Source organism: Pyxidicoccus xibeiensis, assembly GCF_024198175.1.
GTDB lineage: Bacteria > Myxococcota > Myxococcia > Myxococcales > Myxococcaceae > Myxococcus > Myxococcus xibeiensis.
The window spans coordinates 121026-137875 of sequence record NZ_JAJVKV010000016.1 but is presented as its reverse complement, the minus strand read 5'-3'; the positions used below and the strand labels follow the sequence as shown (position 1 = coordinate 137875).

General features: G+C 71.7%; 14 protein-coding genes. 7 read left to right on the top strand and 7 right to left on the bottom strand.

The features are described from left to right. Positions 1-44 precede the first annotated feature (44 nt). Both LXT23_RS41970 and alr read right to left on the bottom strand, forming a co-directional pair. Complete coding sequence (locus LXT23_RS41970) at positions 45-509, bottom strand: hypothetical protein (RefSeq protein WP_253986105.1); 465 nt, start codon at positions 507-509, stop codon at positions 45-47. Between the two features lie 75 nt (positions 510-584). Then, complete coding sequence (gene alr / locus LXT23_RS41965; protein WP_253986183.1) at positions 585-1802, bottom strand: alanine racemase; 1218 nt, start codon at positions 1800-1802, stop codon at positions 585-587. Positions 1803-2014: 212 nt separating this feature from the next. Here alr and LXT23_RS41960 point away from each other — a divergent pair, with 212 nt between their 5' ends. The 3 genes from LXT23_RS41960 (at position 2015) to LXT23_RS41950 (ending at position 6681) form a co-directional block, all read left to right on the top strand. Beyond that, positions 2015-2914, top strand: coding sequence for a sigma-70 family RNA polymerase sigma factor (locus tag LXT23_RS41960; protein ID WP_253986104.1), 900 nt, complete (start codon positions 2015-2017; stop codon positions 2912-2914). A 15-nt stretch (positions 2915-2929) separates the two neighbouring features. Then, positions 2930-5929: a tetratricopeptide repeat protein gene (locus LXT23_RS41955; RefSeq protein WP_253986103.1), complete on the top strand. Its 3000-nt coding sequence runs from the start codon at positions 2930-2932 to the stop codon at positions 5927-5929. An 83-nt stretch (positions 5930-6012) separates the two neighbouring features. Further along, positions 6013-6681, top strand: coding sequence for a metallophosphoesterase family protein (locus tag LXT23_RS41950; protein ID WP_253986102.1), 669 nt, complete (start codon positions 6013-6015; stop codon positions 6679-6681). 166 nt (positions 6682-6847) lie between these two features. Here the strand turns inward: LXT23_RS41950 and LXT23_RS41945 are convergent, their stop codons facing one another. Further along, the gene (locus tag LXT23_RS41945) at positions 6848-8143 is read right to left on the bottom strand and encodes a universal stress protein (protein WP_253986101.1); all 1296 of its coding nucleotides are present in this window, start codon (positions 8141-8143) and stop codon (positions 6848-6850) included. Between the two features lie 58 nt (positions 8144-8201). Next, a complete protein-coding gene (locus LXT23_RS41940; RefSeq protein WP_253986100.1) occupies positions 8202-9230 on the bottom strand; it encodes a 2-hydroxyacid dehydrogenase in 1029 nt (342 codons plus the stop codon). Between the two features lie 264 nt (positions 9231-9494). Between LXT23_RS41940 and LXT23_RS41935 the strand changes: the two genes are divergently transcribed. Together LXT23_RS41935 and LXT23_RS41930 are read left to right on the top strand one after the other, a co-directional pair. Then, positions 9495-9944, top strand: coding sequence for a thioredoxin family protein (locus LXT23_RS41935; protein ID WP_253986099.1), 450 nt, complete (start codon positions 9495-9497; stop codon positions 9942-9944). Between the two features lie 19 nt (positions 9945-9963). Further along, positions 9964-11304, top strand: a complete 1341-nt coding sequence (locus LXT23_RS41930; RefSeq protein WP_253986098.1) for a nicotinate phosphoribosyltransferase — start codon at positions 9964-9966, stop codon at positions 11302-11304. Between the two features lies 1 nt (position 11305). On the opposite strand, the gene LXT23_RS41925 is transcribed toward LXT23_RS41930, so the two are convergent. After that, positions 11306-12967, bottom strand: a complete 1662-nt coding sequence (locus LXT23_RS41925) for a choice-of-anchor D domain-containing protein (RefSeq protein ID WP_253986097.1) — start codon at positions 12965-12967, stop codon at positions 11306-11308. Positions 12968-13204: 237 nt separating this feature from the next. On the opposite strand from LXT23_RS41925, the gene LXT23_RS41920 reads away from it, so the two are divergent. Together LXT23_RS41920 and LXT23_RS41915 are read left to right on the top strand one after the other, a co-directional pair. Beyond that, positions 13205-13801 (top strand): DUF488 domain-containing protein, encoded by a 597-nt coding sequence (locus tag LXT23_RS41920; protein WP_253986096.1) that lies wholly within the window; start codon positions 13205-13207, stop codon positions 13799-13801. A 33-nt stretch (positions 13802-13834) separates the two neighbouring features. Continuing rightward, complete coding sequence (locus LXT23_RS41915; RefSeq protein WP_253986095.1) at positions 13835-14917, top strand: SMI1/KNR4 family protein; 1083 nt, start codon at positions 13835-13837, stop codon at positions 14915-14917. Positions 14918-15220: 303 nt separating this feature from the next. On the opposite strand, the gene LXT23_RS41910 is transcribed toward LXT23_RS41915, so the two are convergent. Beyond that, complete coding sequence (locus tag LXT23_RS41910; RefSeq protein WP_253986094.1) at positions 15221-15664, bottom strand: DoxX family protein; 444 nt, start codon at positions 15662-15664, stop codon at positions 15221-15223. A gap of 120 nt (positions 15665-15784) precedes the next feature. After that, positions 15785-16687 carry a LysR family transcriptional regulator gene (locus LXT23_RS41905; protein ID WP_253986093.1) on the bottom strand — a complete coding sequence of 301 codons (903 nt, stop codon included), beginning with the start codon at positions 16685-16687 and terminating at the stop codon, positions 15785-15787. Positions 16688-16850 lie beyond the last annotated feature (163 nt).

The window sequence follows — 16850 nt, the reverse complement described above, 5'->3', positions numbered from 1 at the left end:
GGTAGGCATCCGCTGAATGAGGTGCAGTGCCTGCGCCTCTCGCTCTACTCCGGGACGAACTTCGTTCGAGGAATCCCAGTCTCGACGAAACGACGCACCCGAACCCCCGGAAGCTGGGCTGTCAGCAGGCGCCTCATCTCCTCGACGAACAGGCCACAGAGCTCCGCGCTCGTCGCCGGCCTCTTGCCCAGTGCGAAGCGCGCGGCCTGGTCTGCTGCCAGTGCTGTCTGTTCCTGAGCCATCAAATCCGGAATGGCTCCCAGCCGGGTGGACATGGGCAGTCCCACTTCGACGTCACACTGGGCCTGGACTGGCTGGGTCTGGGAGACTCGCGTCAGGGTGATGCTGGTCTGCGCAACCTTCCACCCACCCCCTTCGGGACCTTCTTGCGGAACGACCCTATGGAACTGGAAGGCCGCAGGCGGAATCGCTCCGGCCATCCCCATGGCGCAGCCCGCGCCCAGCACCCACCACCCAAGCAGCACGGCCAGCACGGAACGAAGTCGCATGGGCCCTCCCGGCCGGCACCCCCGCCAGCCCGAGGCTCAGCATCCCCGAAAATCCCCTCGGACGTCCTCCCCGCCCTACTCCACCACCACCCGCTTCAGGTGCGCGCCCAGTCGGGTGACGAACTCGTAGTGAATCGTCTGCGCCCACCCGGAGAGCGCCTCGGCGGAGACGGACTCCTGGCCGTCCCTCCCGAGCAGCGTCGCCGTCACCGGGCGCTCGTCCGCGGTGGCCCGCGTCACGTCCACGATGAGGTGGTTCATCATCACCCGGCCCAGCACCGGGCAGCGCCGCCCGTTCACCAGCACGTGCGCCTTGCCTGACGCCAGCCTCGGGTAGCCGTCGTAGTAGCCCACCGGCAGCACGGCAATCCGCGTGGGCTCCGGGCACCGGTACGTGCAGCCGTAGCCCACGTAGCTGCCCGCGGGCAGCCACTTCACCACCTGGCTGCGGCACCGCCACGACAGCACCGGCTTCAGCACCGGCACCTCGCCCAGCACCAGCCGCGCCGACAGCCGCGTCTCCGGCGACGGCCACAGCCCGTACATCGAAATCCCCACCCGCAGCGCCTCGTACCGCGCCCTCGGCAGCACCAGCGTCGCGGCGCTCGCGGCGATGTGCCGCTGCAGCGGCTTCGGCGGCTCCAGCTGCGACGTGAGGAACGCCAGCCCCTTCTCGAACGCGTCCACCTGCGCCAGCGCGTACTCCTGCTCCGTCACGTCCTCCGTGTTGGCGAAGTGGCTCAGCACGCCCACCACCTCCAGCACGTCGCGCGCCTCCACCAGGAAGCGCGACTCGCCCGGCAGCCCCTCCAGCGTGAAGCCCTCGCGCCCCAGCCCCGTGTCGATGTGGACGTGCACCCGCAGCGGCCGCTCCAGCTTCGCCGCGCGCAGCACCGCCACCGCGTCCGCCCAGCCACGGTCCGCCACCACCGCCTCCACGCCCTCGCGCGCCAGCACCACCGCCTCGGAAGGCGCCACCGCGCCCAGCACCAGCACCTGCCGGGGTGGCAGCCCGTGCGCCCGCTCGTGCTCTCGCACCTTCAGCGCGTCCTGCGGCGCGATGAAGTAGAGGACGTCCACCTGCCCGTGCACCAGCGGCAGCACCTGCGCCAGCCCGTGCCCGTAGGCATTGCCCTTCAGCACCGCGCCCAGCATGCGCGCCGGCCCGGCCCGCCCCTCCAGCGCCCGGAACACCTCCACGTTGTGCCGCAGGGCCGAAGCGCTCAGCTCCAGCCACGAGGCATGCACCGCGTCTCCAGGCCCACCACCGATTGACTCCAAAGCCACCTCCAGTTCGTCCCATACCAGCAATGCGCGGGCCACGGGCCGTGCGGCCCCCGGGACACACGCGCCCGCGCGCGGAGCAGGCGGACGGGAGCCGGTGGGCCCCACTGCGCCCGTGCCCCACATGCCTCCTTCCTCCCACGGCAGGTAGGAGAGCGACGAAGCCACCACGGCGAAACGGTTGAAACCGGATTCCAGGAGGGGGTGGTATCCTGCCGGGCGTGTCCACACCGGACGTTTCCCTCGCCCAGGCCTTCGTTGCGGCACGCGGCGCCACCGCCACGCCGGAGTCCCTGCCCGGCCTCCAGGAGCGGCTCGCGCGCGGGCTGGCGTCAGCGCGCTCGGCATGGCCCGGGGTGGAGCTGGAGGGCCCGCGCTTCGTCGGCCACCTGGCGCGGCTGCTCCCCGGCGAGGACGCCTCCAACGACGATGTGGAGAAGCTGAACCTCGCGGACGTGTACCTCGCCCGCGCGGCGGCGGACGGCCTGCCCTCCGCGCTCAAGGCCTTCGAGGCCCGCTTCCTCCCGGAAGTCGACGCCGCCGTGGCGCGGCTGAAGCTGCCGGCCACGGGCCTGGACGAGGTCCGCCAGCTGCTGCGCCAGCGCATGCTGGTGGGCAGCGCGGATGCACCGGCCCGGCTGGCCGCCTACCCGGGCACGGGCCCGCTGAGCGGCTGGGTGCGCGCGGCGGCGCTGTGGCTCGCGCTCGACTGGCAGCGCCAGCGCAGCGGGCAGACGCAGGCGGAGGATGGGGACTTGTCCATGCTGGTGGCGCCCGGGGACGACCCGGAGCTCGCCTACCTCAAGACGACGTACCGCGCGGAGTTCAACGCGTCGTTCTCCTCGGCGCTCGCGGCGCTGGAGCCACGCCAGCGCAACTTCCTGCGGCTGAAGTACCTGGACGGGCTGAGCATCGACCAGCTCGGCGCGCTGTACGGCGTGCACCGCTCCACCGCGGCGCGCTGGGTGGTGGGCGCGCAGGAGGCGCTGCTCCAGGAGACGCGCAAGCTGCTCACCGAGCGGCTGCGCCTCACCCGCTCGCAGCTCGACAGCGTGCTGCGCCTCATCTCCAGCCAGCTCGACGTGAGCCTCAGCCGCCTGCTGCGCTCGCGGCTGGACTGACGAAAGCCGTCCGCCGTGGCCTGCCTCGACGAGAGCACCTTCATGGAGCTGCTGCTGGGCACGCTGCCGCACACGCGCGCCGCGAAGGTGGACGCGCACCTGGACGCGTGCCCCGCCTGCCGGCGGATGGTGGCGGAGGCCCTGCGCGCACAGTCGCCCGACGAGGGCCCGCCCGGTGAGGCCACCGCGCTGACCCCGCCCCGCCCCGCGGGCGCGGAGGAGCGGCCCCTGGAGAAGGGCACCGCGGTGGGCCGCTACCTCGTGCTGGAGCGGCTGGGCGCCGGCGGCATGGGCGTCGTCTACAGCGCGTATGACCCGGAGCTGGACCGGCGCGTGGCCCTCAAGCTGCTACGCGTGGGCGTGCTGGGCCTGGACGCGGAGGAGGGCCGCGCCCACCTGCTGCGCGAGGCCCAGGCCATGGCCCGCGTCTCGCACCCGCACGTGGTGCCCATCTACGACGTGGGCACCTTCGGGCAGAACGTCTTCCTGGCCATGGAGCTGGTGGAGGCGCAGACGCTGCGCCAGTGGCTGAAGGCCGCGCCGCGCCCGTGGCGGCAGGTGCTGGGCCTCTTCCTGGACGCGGGCCGGGGCCTGGCGGCGGCGCACGCGGCGGGCGTGGTGCACGGCGACTTCAAGCCGGAGAACCTCCTGGTGGGCCGCGACGGCCGCGTGCGCGTCACCGACTTCGGCCTCGCCCGCAGCGCCAACCCGCCAGGCGACGAGACGCCGAGCACGCCCGTGGCGGGCGGCACGCCGGCTTACATGTCTCCGGAGCAGTTGGACCCGGACTCTCACCCCGACGAGCGCAGCGACCAGTTCTCCTTCTGCGTGGCGCTATACGAGGCGCTCCACGGCGAGCGCCCCTTCGCCGCCTCCACGGTGCGCGAGCTGCTGCTGGAGGTGCGCAACGGGAAGGTGCGGCCCGCGCCGCGCAACTCGCCGGTGCCGCCGTGGCTGCGGCGCGTGGTGGTGCGCGGCCTGTCCGTCAGCCCCATGGACCGGCATGGCTCCATGGACGCTTTGCTCTCCGCGCTCCAGCAGGACCCGGCGGCGCGCAGGAAGCGCACGCTCCAGGTGGCGGGCAGCGCGGCGCTGCTCGTGGCGGCGGTGGGCATCACCCACGCGGTGGGCTCGCGGCGCGAGCAGGTCTGCGCGGGTGCCCAGGAGGCGCTCGCCACGGTGTGGGGGCCCACCCAGCAGGGGGCCATCCAGTCCGCCTTCCTCGCCACCGGCAAGCCCTTCGCGTCCGCGGCGTGGCAGCGCGTGCGGCGCACGCTGGACGTGTACACCGCCGAGTGGGTGACGACGCGCACCACCGCCTGCGAGGCCACGCGCGTGCGCCGCGAGCAGCCCGAGGAGGTGCTCGCCCGGCGCATGCACTGCCTCGACGGACGGCTCGCCGAGGTTGCCGCCCTCACCCAGCTCTTCGCCCGTGCGGACGCCGGCACGGTGGAGCTGGCCGCGCGCGCCGCGGAGGCCCTGCCCCCCTTGCAGCACTGCTCGGACCTGGCCGCCCTGGCCGCGCGCGAGCCGGTGCCCGTGGACGCCGACGCGCGCACGCAGTCGGACGCGCTGCGCCAGTCGCTGGTGCGGGCCCGCGCGCTGAAGGCCGCTGGCAAGTACGCGGAGGCGGTGGCCCTGCTGGAGCCGGTGGCGAAGACGGTGAAGGCCTCGGGAGACCGCTTCGGCGCCGCGAGCGTGCTGCTGCTGCTGGGCGAGCTGCGCGAGGAGCTGGGCGACCTGCGCGGGAGCGAGGCCACGCTCTTCGAGGCGGTGTGGGCCGCGGAGGCCGGCCGCAACGACATGGCGGCCGCGCGCGCGTGGACCGCGCTGGTGCACACGTCGGGAGAGCTGCTGGAGCAGTACAGCCTCGCGTGGCGCTGGAGGGAGCGCGCCGAGGCGGCCATCGAACGGCTGGGCGGGGACGCGTCGCTGCGCGCGAAGCTCCAGGTGCGCACCGGCGCGCTCCTCTTCGCGCAGGGCCGCTACACGGAGGCCGCCGAGCAGCAGGAGGCGGCGCTCGCGCGGCTGGAGCAGACGTATGGCCCGGACAGCCTGGAGGCCGCGGACGTCCGGCTGGGGCTGGGCTCCACGCGGGTTGCCCAGCATCGCGTGGACGATGCGCTGAAGCTCTTCGAGCGGGCGCTGGAGACGCGGCGGCAGGCCCTGGGCCCGGACCACCCCGACGTGGCGCGCGCCCAGCTGGACGTGGCCCACGGCTACTGGCGGCAGGCCAACCTGCCGCGGGTGGAGGAGCTGTCGCGCACCGCGCTGGCGGTGTTCGAGCGCGCGCTCGGCACCGACCACCCCGACGTCTCGCGCGCGCTCAACCAGCTGGCCGCCGTCGTGGAGCGCCAGGGTCAGGGCGAGGAGGCCCTGCGCCTCCAGGAGCGCGCGCTGGACATCACCATCCAGTCGGAGGGCCTGGAGAGCGCCGGCACGCAAATCACCCTGAGCAACCTGGCCAACCTGCTGGCCCGGCTGGGACGCCACGAGGAAGCGCTGGCGCGCCACATGTCCACCATTGCCCCCCTGGAGCAGCGGCTCGGGCCCCAGCACCCCTTCGTGGCCAGGGCCTACCGGGCGTGCGGCAACAACTACCGGGACATGAAGCGCTTCAAGGAGGCCCACCCGTATCTCCTGAAGGCACAGGCCATCCTCGAGTCGCGCCAGGACGACCCGTACGGCTACCGGGCGGGCATCTGGGTGGACCTGGGCCGCAACTGGCTGGACCTGGGGCACCCACGCAAGGCCGCCGAGCTGCTAGAGCTGGCGGTGGCGAACCGCTCGGGCTCGAAGCAGTCCGCGACGGAGCGGGCCTACTCGCGCTTCTTCCTCGCCCGGGCGCTGTGGGAAGCGAACCTGGACCGCCCCCGCGCCCTGCAGCTGGCCAGGGAGGCCCGGCGGATGCTCCTGGGCATGGGCGAGCGGTACCAGAAGGTCGTCGCGGAGCTCGACGCCTGGCACGCCCGCCTGCCCCGGCCGGCCACGGTGCCGGCGGCAAGCACTCGCTAGCTTCCGTTGGAAGCACGACGGCCGACGAAAGAAGCGCCTCGGGGCTAACGCCGCCGGGCAAAGCGCATTAAAGGAGGAGCGGGATGCGAACGCTCTTCATCGGGGACGTGCACGGATGCGCGGACGAGCTGGATGCGCTGCTGGCCGAGTGCGGCTGGCAGCCGGCCGACCGCGTGGTGCTGGTGGGCGACCTGGTGGCGAAGGGGCCTGACTCCGCCGGCGTGGTGCGCCGGGCGCGAGAGCGCGGCTTCCTCGCGGTGCGGGGCAACCATGACGCGCACGTGCTGCGCTGGTACGCGGGCCGCGGGCCCAAGGGCAAGAAGCTGAAGCCCGAGCACCAGCACGTGCTGGACACGCTGTCTCCGGAGGACTGGGCGTGGCTGCAGGCGCAGCCCATCTACCGGCGCTTCCCGGACCTGAACGTGGTGGCGGTGCACGGCGGGCTGGTGCCGGGCGTGCCGCTGGAGGAGCAGCGCGAGGACGAGGTGCTCAACCTCCGCAGCATCGCCCCGGACGGCAAGCCGTCGAAGCGGGTGGACGGCGGCGAGCCCTGGGCCAGCCACTGGAAGGGGCCGGAGCTGGTCATCTTCGGCCATGACGCCATGCGAGGCATTCAGCGGCACCCGCATGCGCTGGGGCTGGACTCGGGCTGTGTGTACGGCGGGCGGCTCTCCGCGTACGTCCTGCCCGAAGGCAGGCTCGTGTCGGTGCTGGCGAAGCGCGCGTACGTGGACGTGGACGCGTCCCAGTAGTGGATGACATCCAAGCTCCTGTTGCGGGGATGGGTTCTCGCGCGCGTCTTTGATGACTGCGCCGACTCCAGCCATTCAACGAGGGTGTCACTCACGGTGGCATTCTCCCCGAGCCGCTCCAGGCCAGGCCCTTCCGGGCCGAGCCTGTGCGGGCCGAGCGCCCTCCTCAGGCCTGGGGCGGACGCACCACCAGCACGGGCCGGTCCGTGCGCAGCAGCAGCGCCTGCGTCACCGAGCCGAGCACCGCGAGCTTCAGCCCCGAGCGCCCGTGCGTGCCCATGACGATGGCATCCACCGCGAGCCGCTCGGAGGCCTGCACCAGCGTCGTCACCACGTCCTTGCTCCCGTGCAGCACCTCCACGCGCACCTGCCGGCCGGCGGCCTCCGCCGACTTCGGCACCAGCGCCATCAGCTGACGCCGCAGCTCGGCGTCCTGCTCCGGAGTCCGCGCGCCCTCCGTGACGTGGACCAGGTGCACCGTGCCGCCCTCGGGCGTCATCCCGAAGGCGTGCGACACCGCGCGGTTGCCCGTGGGGGAGAAGTCGGTGGCCACCAGCACCTCGCGGAAGGACGGCACCGGGAGCTCCGCGCCCCCCACCGCCCGCGCGGGCACGCACACCACGGAGATGCGCGCCAGCCGCAGCACGTGGTGCGACACGCTCCACAGCTTGCCCAGGGCGCGCCGCTGGTGCGTGCCCACCACCAGCAGGTCCGCTCGCTCCTGCTCGGCCAGCTCCACCAGGTGGTCGGCGATGCGGCCCACGCCCGCCTCCAGGCGGATGCGCGGCGGCTTGCCGCCCTCGGCCAGGGGCGCCATCAGCGTCGCCGTCTCCTTCTCCAGGCTGTGCTGCAGCTCCGGCGTCACCTCGCCGAACCCTACCGGGCGCTCCAGCCCCAGGCGCTGGTACTCCTCGTCGGGCCAGTACACGCGCCCGCCCACCAGCTCCACCGGGCCGTACTTGAGCAGCCCATGCACCCACTCGCGCGCCGTCTCGAAGGGCAGCGAGCGGTCCACGCCCACCATGACCTTGAGGGGCCGCTCCCCCCGCACCCACGCCTCCATCGCCGCCGGCTCGCGCACCACCAGCAGCGGCACCTCCAGCGCCTGCACCAGCCGGTCCACCGTGCCGCCCACGCCCAGGAAGCGCGCCTCGGGCGGCGGCGCGGCCGTCATCACCAGCGTGGCCTCCTCCTCGCGAGCGAAGGTGTCCACCGCCCCCGCCGGGTCCCCCATGAGCAGCGAGTGCCGCACCTGCCCGCCCCACTTCGCCAGGCGCTTCGCCTCGTCACTGAGCGCCTGCTCGGCGGCGCTCAGCAGGGCCTGCCCGAAGGCCCGCATGGAGTTGGCGTTCAGCACGTGGACCAGCCACAGCGGCTCCCCCTTCTTGTGGGCGAGCTGCGCGGCGATGTCGGAGGCGCGCCGGGCGGTGTCGGAGAAGTCGGTGGCGCAGACGATGGACATAAAGTTCCCTTTTCAGCGTGGGCTCGAACCAGCGGTTTCAGTACTTCGCGTGTCGGCACTACCGAGAGGCCGTCGGCGCGCGCAGGACCTGCTCGGCGCGCACCTCATTCTGCATGGGCTCACCATGCTCGAAGCTCCGGACATTGGCCAACGTTGTCTCGGCGATGTTGCCGAGCGCCTCGTGGGTGAGAAAGGCCTGGTGCGAGGTCACGAGGACGTTGGGGAAGGTGAGCAGCCGCGCCAGCACGTCGTCCTGGAGCACCTGCCCGGAGAGGTCCTGGAAGAAGATACCCTCCTCCTCTTCGTAGACATCCAGCCCGGCGCCGCCCAGGTGCCCGGACTTCAGCGCGCCCAGCAGCGCCCGGCTGTCGATGAGCGCGCCGCGGCCGGTGTTGACGAGCACCACGCCCTTCTTCATCCGCGCCAGCGCCGCCGCGTCCACCATGTGGCGCGTGCCCGGCGTGAGCGGAACGTGGAGGGAGATGACGTCCGAGGAGGAGAAGAGCTCCTCCAGCGGGACGTAGCGCACGCCCAGCTCGCGCTCGAAGGCGGCGTCCGGCGCCACGTCGTAGCAGAGCACCTGGCAGCCGAAGCCCCGGAAGATGCGGGCGGCCACGCGGCCGATGCGGCCCGTGCCCACCACGCCCACCGTCTTCCCGGCCAGGTCGAAGCCCACCAGCCCGTCCAGCGAGAAGTTCCAGTCGCGCACGCGCGAGAAGGCGCGGGCGATGTGGCGGTTGAGGGAGAGCACCAGCGTCACCGCGTGCTCGGCCACTGCGTGCGGCGAGTACTCGGGCACGCGGGCCACGCGGATGTCCAGCCGCTGCGCGGCCTCCAGGTCCACGTGGTTGTAGCCCGCCGAGCGCGTGGCCACGAGCCGCACGCCGCCTTTGGCCAGCACCTCCAGCGTGGCGGCATCCACCTTGTCGTTGACGAAGGAGCACACCGCCGGAAAGCCCTCCGCCAGCGGCGCCGTCTGCAACGTCAGGCGCGGCTCGAAGAAGGTGAGCGTGTGACCGAAGCGCGCATTGGCCTTCTCCAGGGCGTCGCGGTCATACCGGTGCGTGTCGAAAACGGCGAGCCGCATGCCTGCTCCCCAACCCGGCGTGGCAGTCCACTCCACCGGTCATGCCCGGAGTCATTGCAACGCCCGCTCCACCCGTCCCACACCGGAGCCAATGCCCTGAGCCGCGCAAAAGCTGCACACCCCCGGGTCGGGTCGCAAAAGCTGCGCGGCGGGCGAGCGCCCGGTGCCCTCCAGGGGGCCGGCGTGCGAGGGAGCCCTCGAAAGCCGCGCGCGGACACGCCAGGCCCTAGGTTTGCTGGAAGGGTTCGCGAAGGGAGGTTGCCCATGTTCCGCTGTGGGAAGTGTGGAGCGTTCAACCGCGTGCGTGAGCCTCGTCCATCGGGCGCGCCCGAGTGTGGCCGGTGCCATGGCGCGCTGGACATCTCCGGTGCGCCGCAGGAGGTGGACGGCGAGGGCCTGGACCGGGCCATCCTCGGCTCGCCCCTGCCGGTGCTGCTCGACTTGTGGGCGCCCTGGTGTGGGCCCTGCCGGGCGGCGGCGCCCATCGTGGACGCGGTGGGCCGGGCCCAGGCGGGGCGGCTGCTGGTGCTCAAGCTGAACACGGACGCGCACCCGCGGGCCGCCAGCGCGCTGCACGTGCAGGGCATTCCTACGTTCGTGGTGTTCGCGGGCGGGCGCGAGGTGGCGCGGCGCAGCGGCGCACTGCCCAGGGCGGAGCTGGAGCGCTGGGTGATGATGTCGTTGGCGCAGGGAGGCGCGGGGGCCACGGTGTGAGCGGCAAGGGAGGCACGCCATGGAGGCCGGCACCGGGCTGCTGACGGACCTCTACCAGCTGACGATGGTGGAGGCGTACCTGGACGAGGGGCTGTGGGACGAGGCGGTGTTCAGCCTCTTCACGCGGCGGCTGCCGGCACGGCGCAACTATCTGCTGTCAGCGGGCCTGGAGGACACGCTGGACGTGCTGGAGCACCTGCGCTTCGACGTGGAGGCGCTGGACTGGCTGGCCTCCCAGGGGCGCTTCTCGGACCGGCTGCTCGGCTGGCTGGAGCGCTTCCGCTTCAGCGGCGACGTGGACGCCATGCCGGAGGGCACGCCCGTGTTCGCCGAGGAGCCGCTGCTGGAGGTGCGCGCGCCGCTGCCGGAGGCGCAGCTGGTGGAGACGTACCTCCTCAACCAGGTCCACCTCCAGACGCTGGCGGCGTCGAAGGCGGCGCGCGTGGTGGAGGCCGCGGCGGGGCGCACGGTGATGGAGTTCGGCCTGCGGCGCATCCACGGTGTGGACGCGGGCCTGAAGGTGGCGCGGGCCGCGTACGTCGCGGGCGTGGACTCCACGTCCAACGTGCTCGCGGGGCAGCGGTATGGCATTCCGCTGGCGGGCACCATGGCGCACAGCTACGTGCAGGCGCACGACGACGAGCTGGCGGCCTTCCGCGCCTTCGTGCGCGTCTTCCCGGACGCGACGCTGCTGGTGGACACGTACGACACGCTGCACGGGGTACAGCACGCCATCCGGCTGGCGCGCGAGCTGGGAGAGGACTTCCGGGTGCGCGCGCTGCGGCTGGACTCGGGAGATTTGCTCGGCCTGTCGAAGGCGGCGCGGCAGCTGCTGGACGAGGCGGGGCTGGAGCACGTGCGGCTGTACGCGAGCGGCGGGCTGGACGAGGACGCGGTGGCGCGGCTGGTGGCGCACGGGGCGCCCTTCGACGGCTTCGGCGTGGGGACGGCGATGGGGGTGTCCGCGGACGCGCCCTCGCTGGACATGGCGTACAAGCTGGTGGAGTACGCGGGGCGCGAGCGCGTGAAGCTGTCGGAGGGGAAGGTGCTCCTCCCCGGCGCAAAGCAGGTGTACCGGTGCTACGAGGACGGCGAGGCGCGCGGGGACGTGCTCACGCGGCGGGGAGACGTGGAGGCGGGACGGCCGCTGCTCCGGCCCGTCATGCGCGCGGGGAAGCGGCTGCCGGGCGCGTCACCGCCGCTGAGGGACGTCCGGGAGCACGCGAAGCGGGAGGTGTCACGCCTCCCGCCCGGGGTGCGGGCCCTGGCACCGGCGAGACCGCCGTACCCGGTGAGGCTGGGCACGGCGCTGGCCAGGGAGCGCGAGGCGCAGGTGGAGGCCTGGTCCGCGGCGCCGTGAGCTACAGCGTGCTCACGTCCACGGTGAGCACGCGAGGGTCATAGAACCGGAGGAAGCCCTCTGACTCATCGGGGTTCTCGCTGAAGCCGCCTCCCACTACCACACGTCCATCCTGCATGAGCGCCAGCGTGCGGACCCTGGCCTTGGACGGCTCACTCCCGTTGATGAGGGTGACAGGGCCTCGCTTCCCTGCCGTGAGGTCCACTGCCGCGAACCAGCCCGTGGTCGTGTCGGAAGTGCCCGCCGCGGGGAACCGGTACCCGCCGATGAGCATCACGCCCGAGGGCGTCAACTCCTGCGTGAGGGGGGGCTCCGCTCCTGGGGGAAGCGCGATGAGGGGCCGCTCGGTCCCATCCGGGTTGAACGCGGTGAAGCCGGTTCCTCTGGAACCCCAACTGTAGATGAACGTCACGCCGTCGGCACGGACGCTGAAGACGGCCGGAGCGGAGGGCTTTTCCCAGACGACGTTGCCGTCGGCATTCAGCCTTCGGAACCAGCTCTTCACGTGCTCGAAGCTTCCGGCCATGGAGGAGCTCGGCTTCAGCACGTTTGCGGAGAGGTAGACGGCGCCGTCCGCGTCCACGCCCATCTCGGAGGGGTAGTTGTAGGGGCCCTCGTTGAACTCACGGCTCCAGCGCTCGTCCCCCTGGGAAGACAGCGCGACGAGCCGGAACCGACTCCCGGTCTCGAAAGGTCCCAGGGCCACGAGGAAGCAGGCACGGCCGTCCGGAGTCACCGAGAGCCGCTGGCCATAGTACGTCTCGGCACCCGGGGGGCGGGTCCACAGGGGGCTGCCGTCCGGGTCGTACTTGGAGACCCGTCCGTCGTAACTCAGCGCGTAGACGTTGCCCTGGGCGTCGAGGTCCATCGCCGAGGGGCCGACCGACGCCGGGAGCGACCACCGGACCTGGCCCGAGCTGTCGAACCGCGTCACGGTGGAGCCGTAATGGACGACGACGTCTCCGTTGGAGGCGACCTTCACGGTCCGAGGCTGGCGCGTCAGCCGCAGCTCCTGTTGAAGGACGGGGGTGAGTTCCTCCAGGGAGGCGACCTTGGGTCCGTCCATGCGAATGGAGCAGGTCGCCGACGTCGTCGTGCCGCAGGCGCCGCCCCAGCGGGTAAACCCGGCGGGCTCGGCCCGGAGCGTCACCTCGGCCTTCCGGATGGTGAGGGTGCAGGGCCCGGTGCAGGCCCCCATGCCCTCACTGGCCACGATGCGCGTGGCCCCCGCGGGCAGCGCTCGAATCTCCAGCTGGGTGAAGCCACGGCCCGTGAGGACGGCGTGGTCCCCGTCGGGAGCCCCCTCCGCCTGGAGCCGGGCCTCATTGCTGCCCGCCAGCGTCGGCGTGAAGCGCACCCGGACCTGGCACTCCATGCCCGCATCGAGGAAGCGCTCGCAGGTGCTGGCGGAGATGGAGAACCCGGTGCCCGTGGTGACGACGGACACCGACTCCACTGCGGCGGGTGAGGCATTGCGCACGGTGAACAGGTGCTCTTCAGAGCGCTGGCCCACCTCCACCTCACCGAAGTCGAGCGACGCCCGGTCGATGATGAGGGCCGCGCGTGGTGTGGCGGGAGGCTCGTCGGGGTCGTCCGAACATGCCAGGACAAAGGCAGGCAGGCAGGCGAGCAGCAGGAAGGAGCGCAGCGGATGGCGAGGCATGGCGCGCTTTCTAGCGAACCGCCGTGAGGAAAGACAAGCAAGCCCCAGCCCCTGGCCAATTGGCCGTTGAGACAACTCCCTGGCACAGGGGCAACCGGCCATGTGCGCAAGGCAGGATGACGAGAGCCCTGCCAATGCACACGCTCATGAAGCGCTTGCAGGATGTTCCACCTCGGCCAAGGAGCGCACACTGTCCGCTGCCATGATGGGTGGTCTGGTTCATTGGAGGCCGGCCCCATGACACGTCTCCACCGCTGGAGCTCGGCAACGGTGTTCGCGGTGGGGCACTCCACGCGCCCCATCGAGGAGCTCGTCTCGCTCCTGTGGGCGCATGGCGTGGCGACCGTGGTCGACATCCGGAAGATGCCGCGCTCGCGCACGAACCCGCAGTTCAACAGCGATGCACTGGAGAAGACGCTCCCCACGGTCGGCATCCGCTACCTGCACCTCGCGAACCTCGGCGGCCTTCGCAAGCGAGGCGCCCCGACGAGCAGCGCGAACGCCGCCTGGCGCAACGCAAGCTTCCGCGCGTACGCGGACTACATGCAGACCTCGGAGTTCGAGGAAGGCCTCTCCGAGCTGCACGACCAGCTGTCACACGGTCCACCGGCCCTGATGTGCGCGGAGGCGCTCCGCTGGCGGTGTCACCGCTCCCTGGTCGCCGATGCGCTGGTGGCGCGTGGCGCCCAGGTGCTGCATATCGAAAGCGTCGCACGGGCCACGCCGCACCGGCTGACCGCCTTCGCACGCATCAGCCGGGGGCGAGTGACCTATCCGTCCGACCCGCGGACTCCACGGCAGCCAGCCGTGCCATTCTCGGCAGATTGCAGGTAGCGCCTCTTCATCCCCCAGGTATGGTCCGGCACCATGACGACCGCCCTGCGACCCAAGAGCGTGCCACCTGAAGCCACCTTCGATGCTGACGCCAACCTCTGGCGAGAGGGGAGCCCCAACGACTCGCGCGAGCGCCTGTGGATCCATCCGTCGGGTCTCCTGCTGCTCGACGCCCCACGCAAGGCCGGCAAGCTCGATGGAGAGGTCAAGTGGTCACTCGCCATTCACGAGATGTCCGAGCACGCGCCGCGTGTGGCCATGCAGGCGGCGCTCGGCCTGCCGAAGGGGCCGACCTCCACGATGCTCGCGACGTTCGCGGACGGTGCGCTGGTCGAGGTGCGCTTCCGCCCCGGCTTCGACTTCCCGGACAAGCTGCGGCTCGAGCTGCGTGACGGCATGATTGACGGCACCCTCGAGTGGGTCGTCGGGCCGGTCAACGGTGCACTGTTCGAGCACGCCGGCACCACGCTGCTGCCCAAGGTCTTCAAGGTTCCGAAGCCCTGGCCCCATCGTCTGACGGCGGTCTTCGTCAAGGGCAAGCTGAAGAGCACGACGTACTTTGGCAAGGACGGCACGCCCCTCGACGTGAGCAAGCCCACGCTCACCGAGTGGGGGGAGACCATCGAGGCGAGCACCCTCGCCGGCTACATCGAGCGCGGTGACTTCGCGGCGGACGCGGCGCGCTTCTTCCCGAAGGCGCCGCGCGTGTCGAAGCCCGGCAGCAAGAAGGTTCGCGCCGTTCCCGCGGGTCGCGCGCTGGACGAGGTGGTGACGGGTGGGGGAGTGCCGTCGATGACCCTCGCGTTCGACTTCGACAGCTACGGCTTCGACTGCAAGAAGGAGGAGCTGTACGGTGCAGCCGACGACAAGTACGTCGGCATCGCGAGCGACGGGTCCGGCGAGATGTTCCTTCTCGACGTCAAAACGGGAGAGGTCGTCCGCTACGCGCACGAGGAAGGCTCTGTCGCGCCGGCCTTCACCTCGCTCGATCAGCTCGCTTTTTCGCTCCTCCGTGTCGAGGCGGCTGCAAAGAAGCTGATTCCGAAGGCGAAGCTCTCGGCGACGTTCAAGAGGCTGGGCCTCACGACGGCCGCCGCACTCCTGAAGGAATACTGAGCGCGCGGCCCCGGGCAGTGCGGAGGAGGAACAGCTCCACGCACTCCCGGCGCCCTCGAGCCCGCCGAGCATGGCTTCACGACCCGAGCGGGCACTGCTGCTCACGGGTGGACCGGTGAGCCAGCGGCCCCAGCTCCAAGGTCCTGGGGCGCGGCGCGCGGGACACCGTGAAACAGCAGTGCCCGCCAGACCGCTTCCCGCCCCTCAACGGGAAGTGCGCGCGCACAGGAGCTATGTCCCACGCGGCGCCCGCCCGAGCCTCACGGCTTCATCATCGTCACCTCAGGATGAGGGCACGGAGCCTCATCCCACCACACTCGCCGTGCGGCCCGCCGGAGCCACGCGCCGCTCGCGAAGCCCATCGACCGCGTACGCGCCGCTGCCCACCAGCGCCTGCGCCACGAGCGCGAGGATGAGGAAGGCGACGTACTCCCAGCCGCCGCCGGAGTTGGTGAACATCCACCCGTTCGCGACGTGGGGCTTGAGCGCACCGAGCATCACCGGCACCAGCGCCAGCGCCACCTGGCGCGTGCGGAAGCCGGCCACCAGCGCGAGGCCGCCGAGCAACTCCACGAGGAACACGGGCGTCGCCGTCCACCCGGGGAAGCCGTGGGCCTCGAAGAACTGCGCGGTGCCCGCGAAGGTGAAGATGAACGCCTTGGCCCCCGCGTGCGCGAGGAACACCGCGCCCAGGGCGATGCGGAGGACGGTGGCGCCGAGGGCGGGAGAGGTCTCGAAACGGCTCATGACGCAGACTCCTTGGAACGGGAGGAGGACGGTTCCCCCTCGCACGCTCCATGGAATGCCTTCGTCACGGGCGCCCCGGAAGGCGAGCGTCCCGAACGAATCGTTCTGCCACGAGAACAATCATCCCCACTTCGAGGTGCGGAACTCCGAGGCCAGCGCGTCGAGCAGGGCCCGCAGACGAGGGGCCGGCGTGCGGCCGGACGCATGGATGGCGTAGATGCCGATGGGCCTGGGCGCGAAGTCGTCCAGCACGGTGACGAGCCGCCCCGAGCGCAGGTCCGCGTCCACCATGAAGCGAGGCAGCATGGCCAGGCCGATGCCCGCGGCCACGGCCTCACGCAGCATGGTGCCATTGCCCGTGGCCAGGGAGCCGGACACCGGCACGCGGATGCGGCCTTGCGGGCCATAGAAGCGCCACTCGTCCTCGGAGCGCAGGTGCGTGTAGCGCAGGCAGTCGTGGTGGAGCAGGTCCTCGGGACGCTCGGGCGTGCCACGCCGCGCGAGGTACGCGGGCGAGGCGCACACGTGCAGCGACGTGGTGGCCAGCTTGCGGGCCACGAGGCTGGAGTCCCGCAGGCGCGTAATCCGGATGGCCACGTCCACGCGCTCCTCGACGAGGTCCACCAGCCTGTCGCTCAAGACGACTTCCACGGTGGTGTCCGGATGCGCGGCGAGGAACCGCGCCAGCGGACCGGCGAGGTACAGCTGCGCGAAGCTCACGGGCGCATTGAGGCGCAGCGTGCCCCGGCCCGCGTCGGAGGCGCCGCGAGTGGCGGCACCGGCCTCCTGGAGCATCCGCGCGCAGTGCGCGTACACGCCCATGCCGGCATCGGTGACGGTGAGCTTGCGCGTGGTGCGGATGAGCAGCCGCTCGCCCACGCGCGACTCCAGCCGTGCCACGCGCGAGCTGACGACGGACTTGGACACCCCGAGCGCCGAGGCGGCCTGGGTGAACGAGCGAAGCTCCACCACCCGTGCGAAGCACGCGAGCCCGAGCAGGTCGTCGAACAGGGGTTCACTCATCGGGCCCGCCGCCTCCCCTCTTTCCTGGATTGAGTTTCCTGTACTTCCGTTGCATGAGAGACCTCCGGCTCAAGCTCGCGGCGAATCCAGGTTGCGCAGGACGAACACCATGCACCCGACATTGACCGACTCAGAGCTCAAATCCCTGCTGGAAGAAACCCTG

Excerpts from the sequence above, each read along its gene's own strand:
- LXT23_RS41970 (WP_253986105.1), bottom strand. The coding sequence starts at position 509 with ATGCGACTTCGTTCCGTGCTGGCCGTGCTGCTTGGGTGGTGGGTGCTG.
- LXT23_RS41950 (WP_253986102.1), top strand. The coding sequence starts at position 6,013 with ATGCGAACGCTCTTCATCGGGGACGTGCACGGATGCGCGGACGAGCTG.
- LXT23_RS41945 (WP_253986101.1), bottom strand. The coding sequence starts at position 8,143 with ATGTCCATCGTCTGCGCCACCGACTTCTCCGACACCGCCCGGCGCGCC.
- LXT23_RS41940 (WP_253986100.1), bottom strand. The coding sequence starts at position 9,230 with ATGCGGCTCGCCGTTTTCGACACGCACCGGTATGACCGCGACGCCCTG.
- LXT23_RS41935 (WP_253986099.1), top strand. The coding sequence starts at position 9,495 with ATGTTCCGCTGTGGGAAGTGTGGAGCGTTCAACCGCGTGCGTGAGCCT.
- LXT23_RS41930 (WP_253986098.1), top strand. The coding sequence starts at position 9,964 with ATGGAGGCCGGCACCGGGCTGCTGACGGACCTCTACCAGCTGACGATG.
- LXT23_RS41925 (WP_253986097.1), bottom strand. The coding sequence starts at position 12,967 with ATGCCTCGCCATCCGCTGCGCTCCTTCCTGCTGCTCGCCTGCCTGCCT.
- LXT23_RS41920 (WP_253986096.1), top strand. The coding sequence starts at position 13,205 with ATGACACGTCTCCACCGCTGGAGCTCGGCAACGGTGTTCGCGGTGGGG.
- LXT23_RS41915 (WP_253986095.1), top strand. The coding sequence starts at position 13,835 with ATGACGACCGCCCTGCGACCCAAGAGCGTGCCACCTGAAGCCACCTTC.
- LXT23_RS41910 (WP_253986094.1), bottom strand. The coding sequence starts at position 15,664 with ATGAGCCGTTTCGAGACCTCTCCCGCCCTCGGCGCCACCGTCCTCCGC.
- LXT23_RS41905 (WP_253986093.1), bottom strand. The coding sequence starts at position 16,687 with ATGAGTGAACCCCTGTTCGACGACCTGCTCGGGCTCGCGTGCTTCGCA.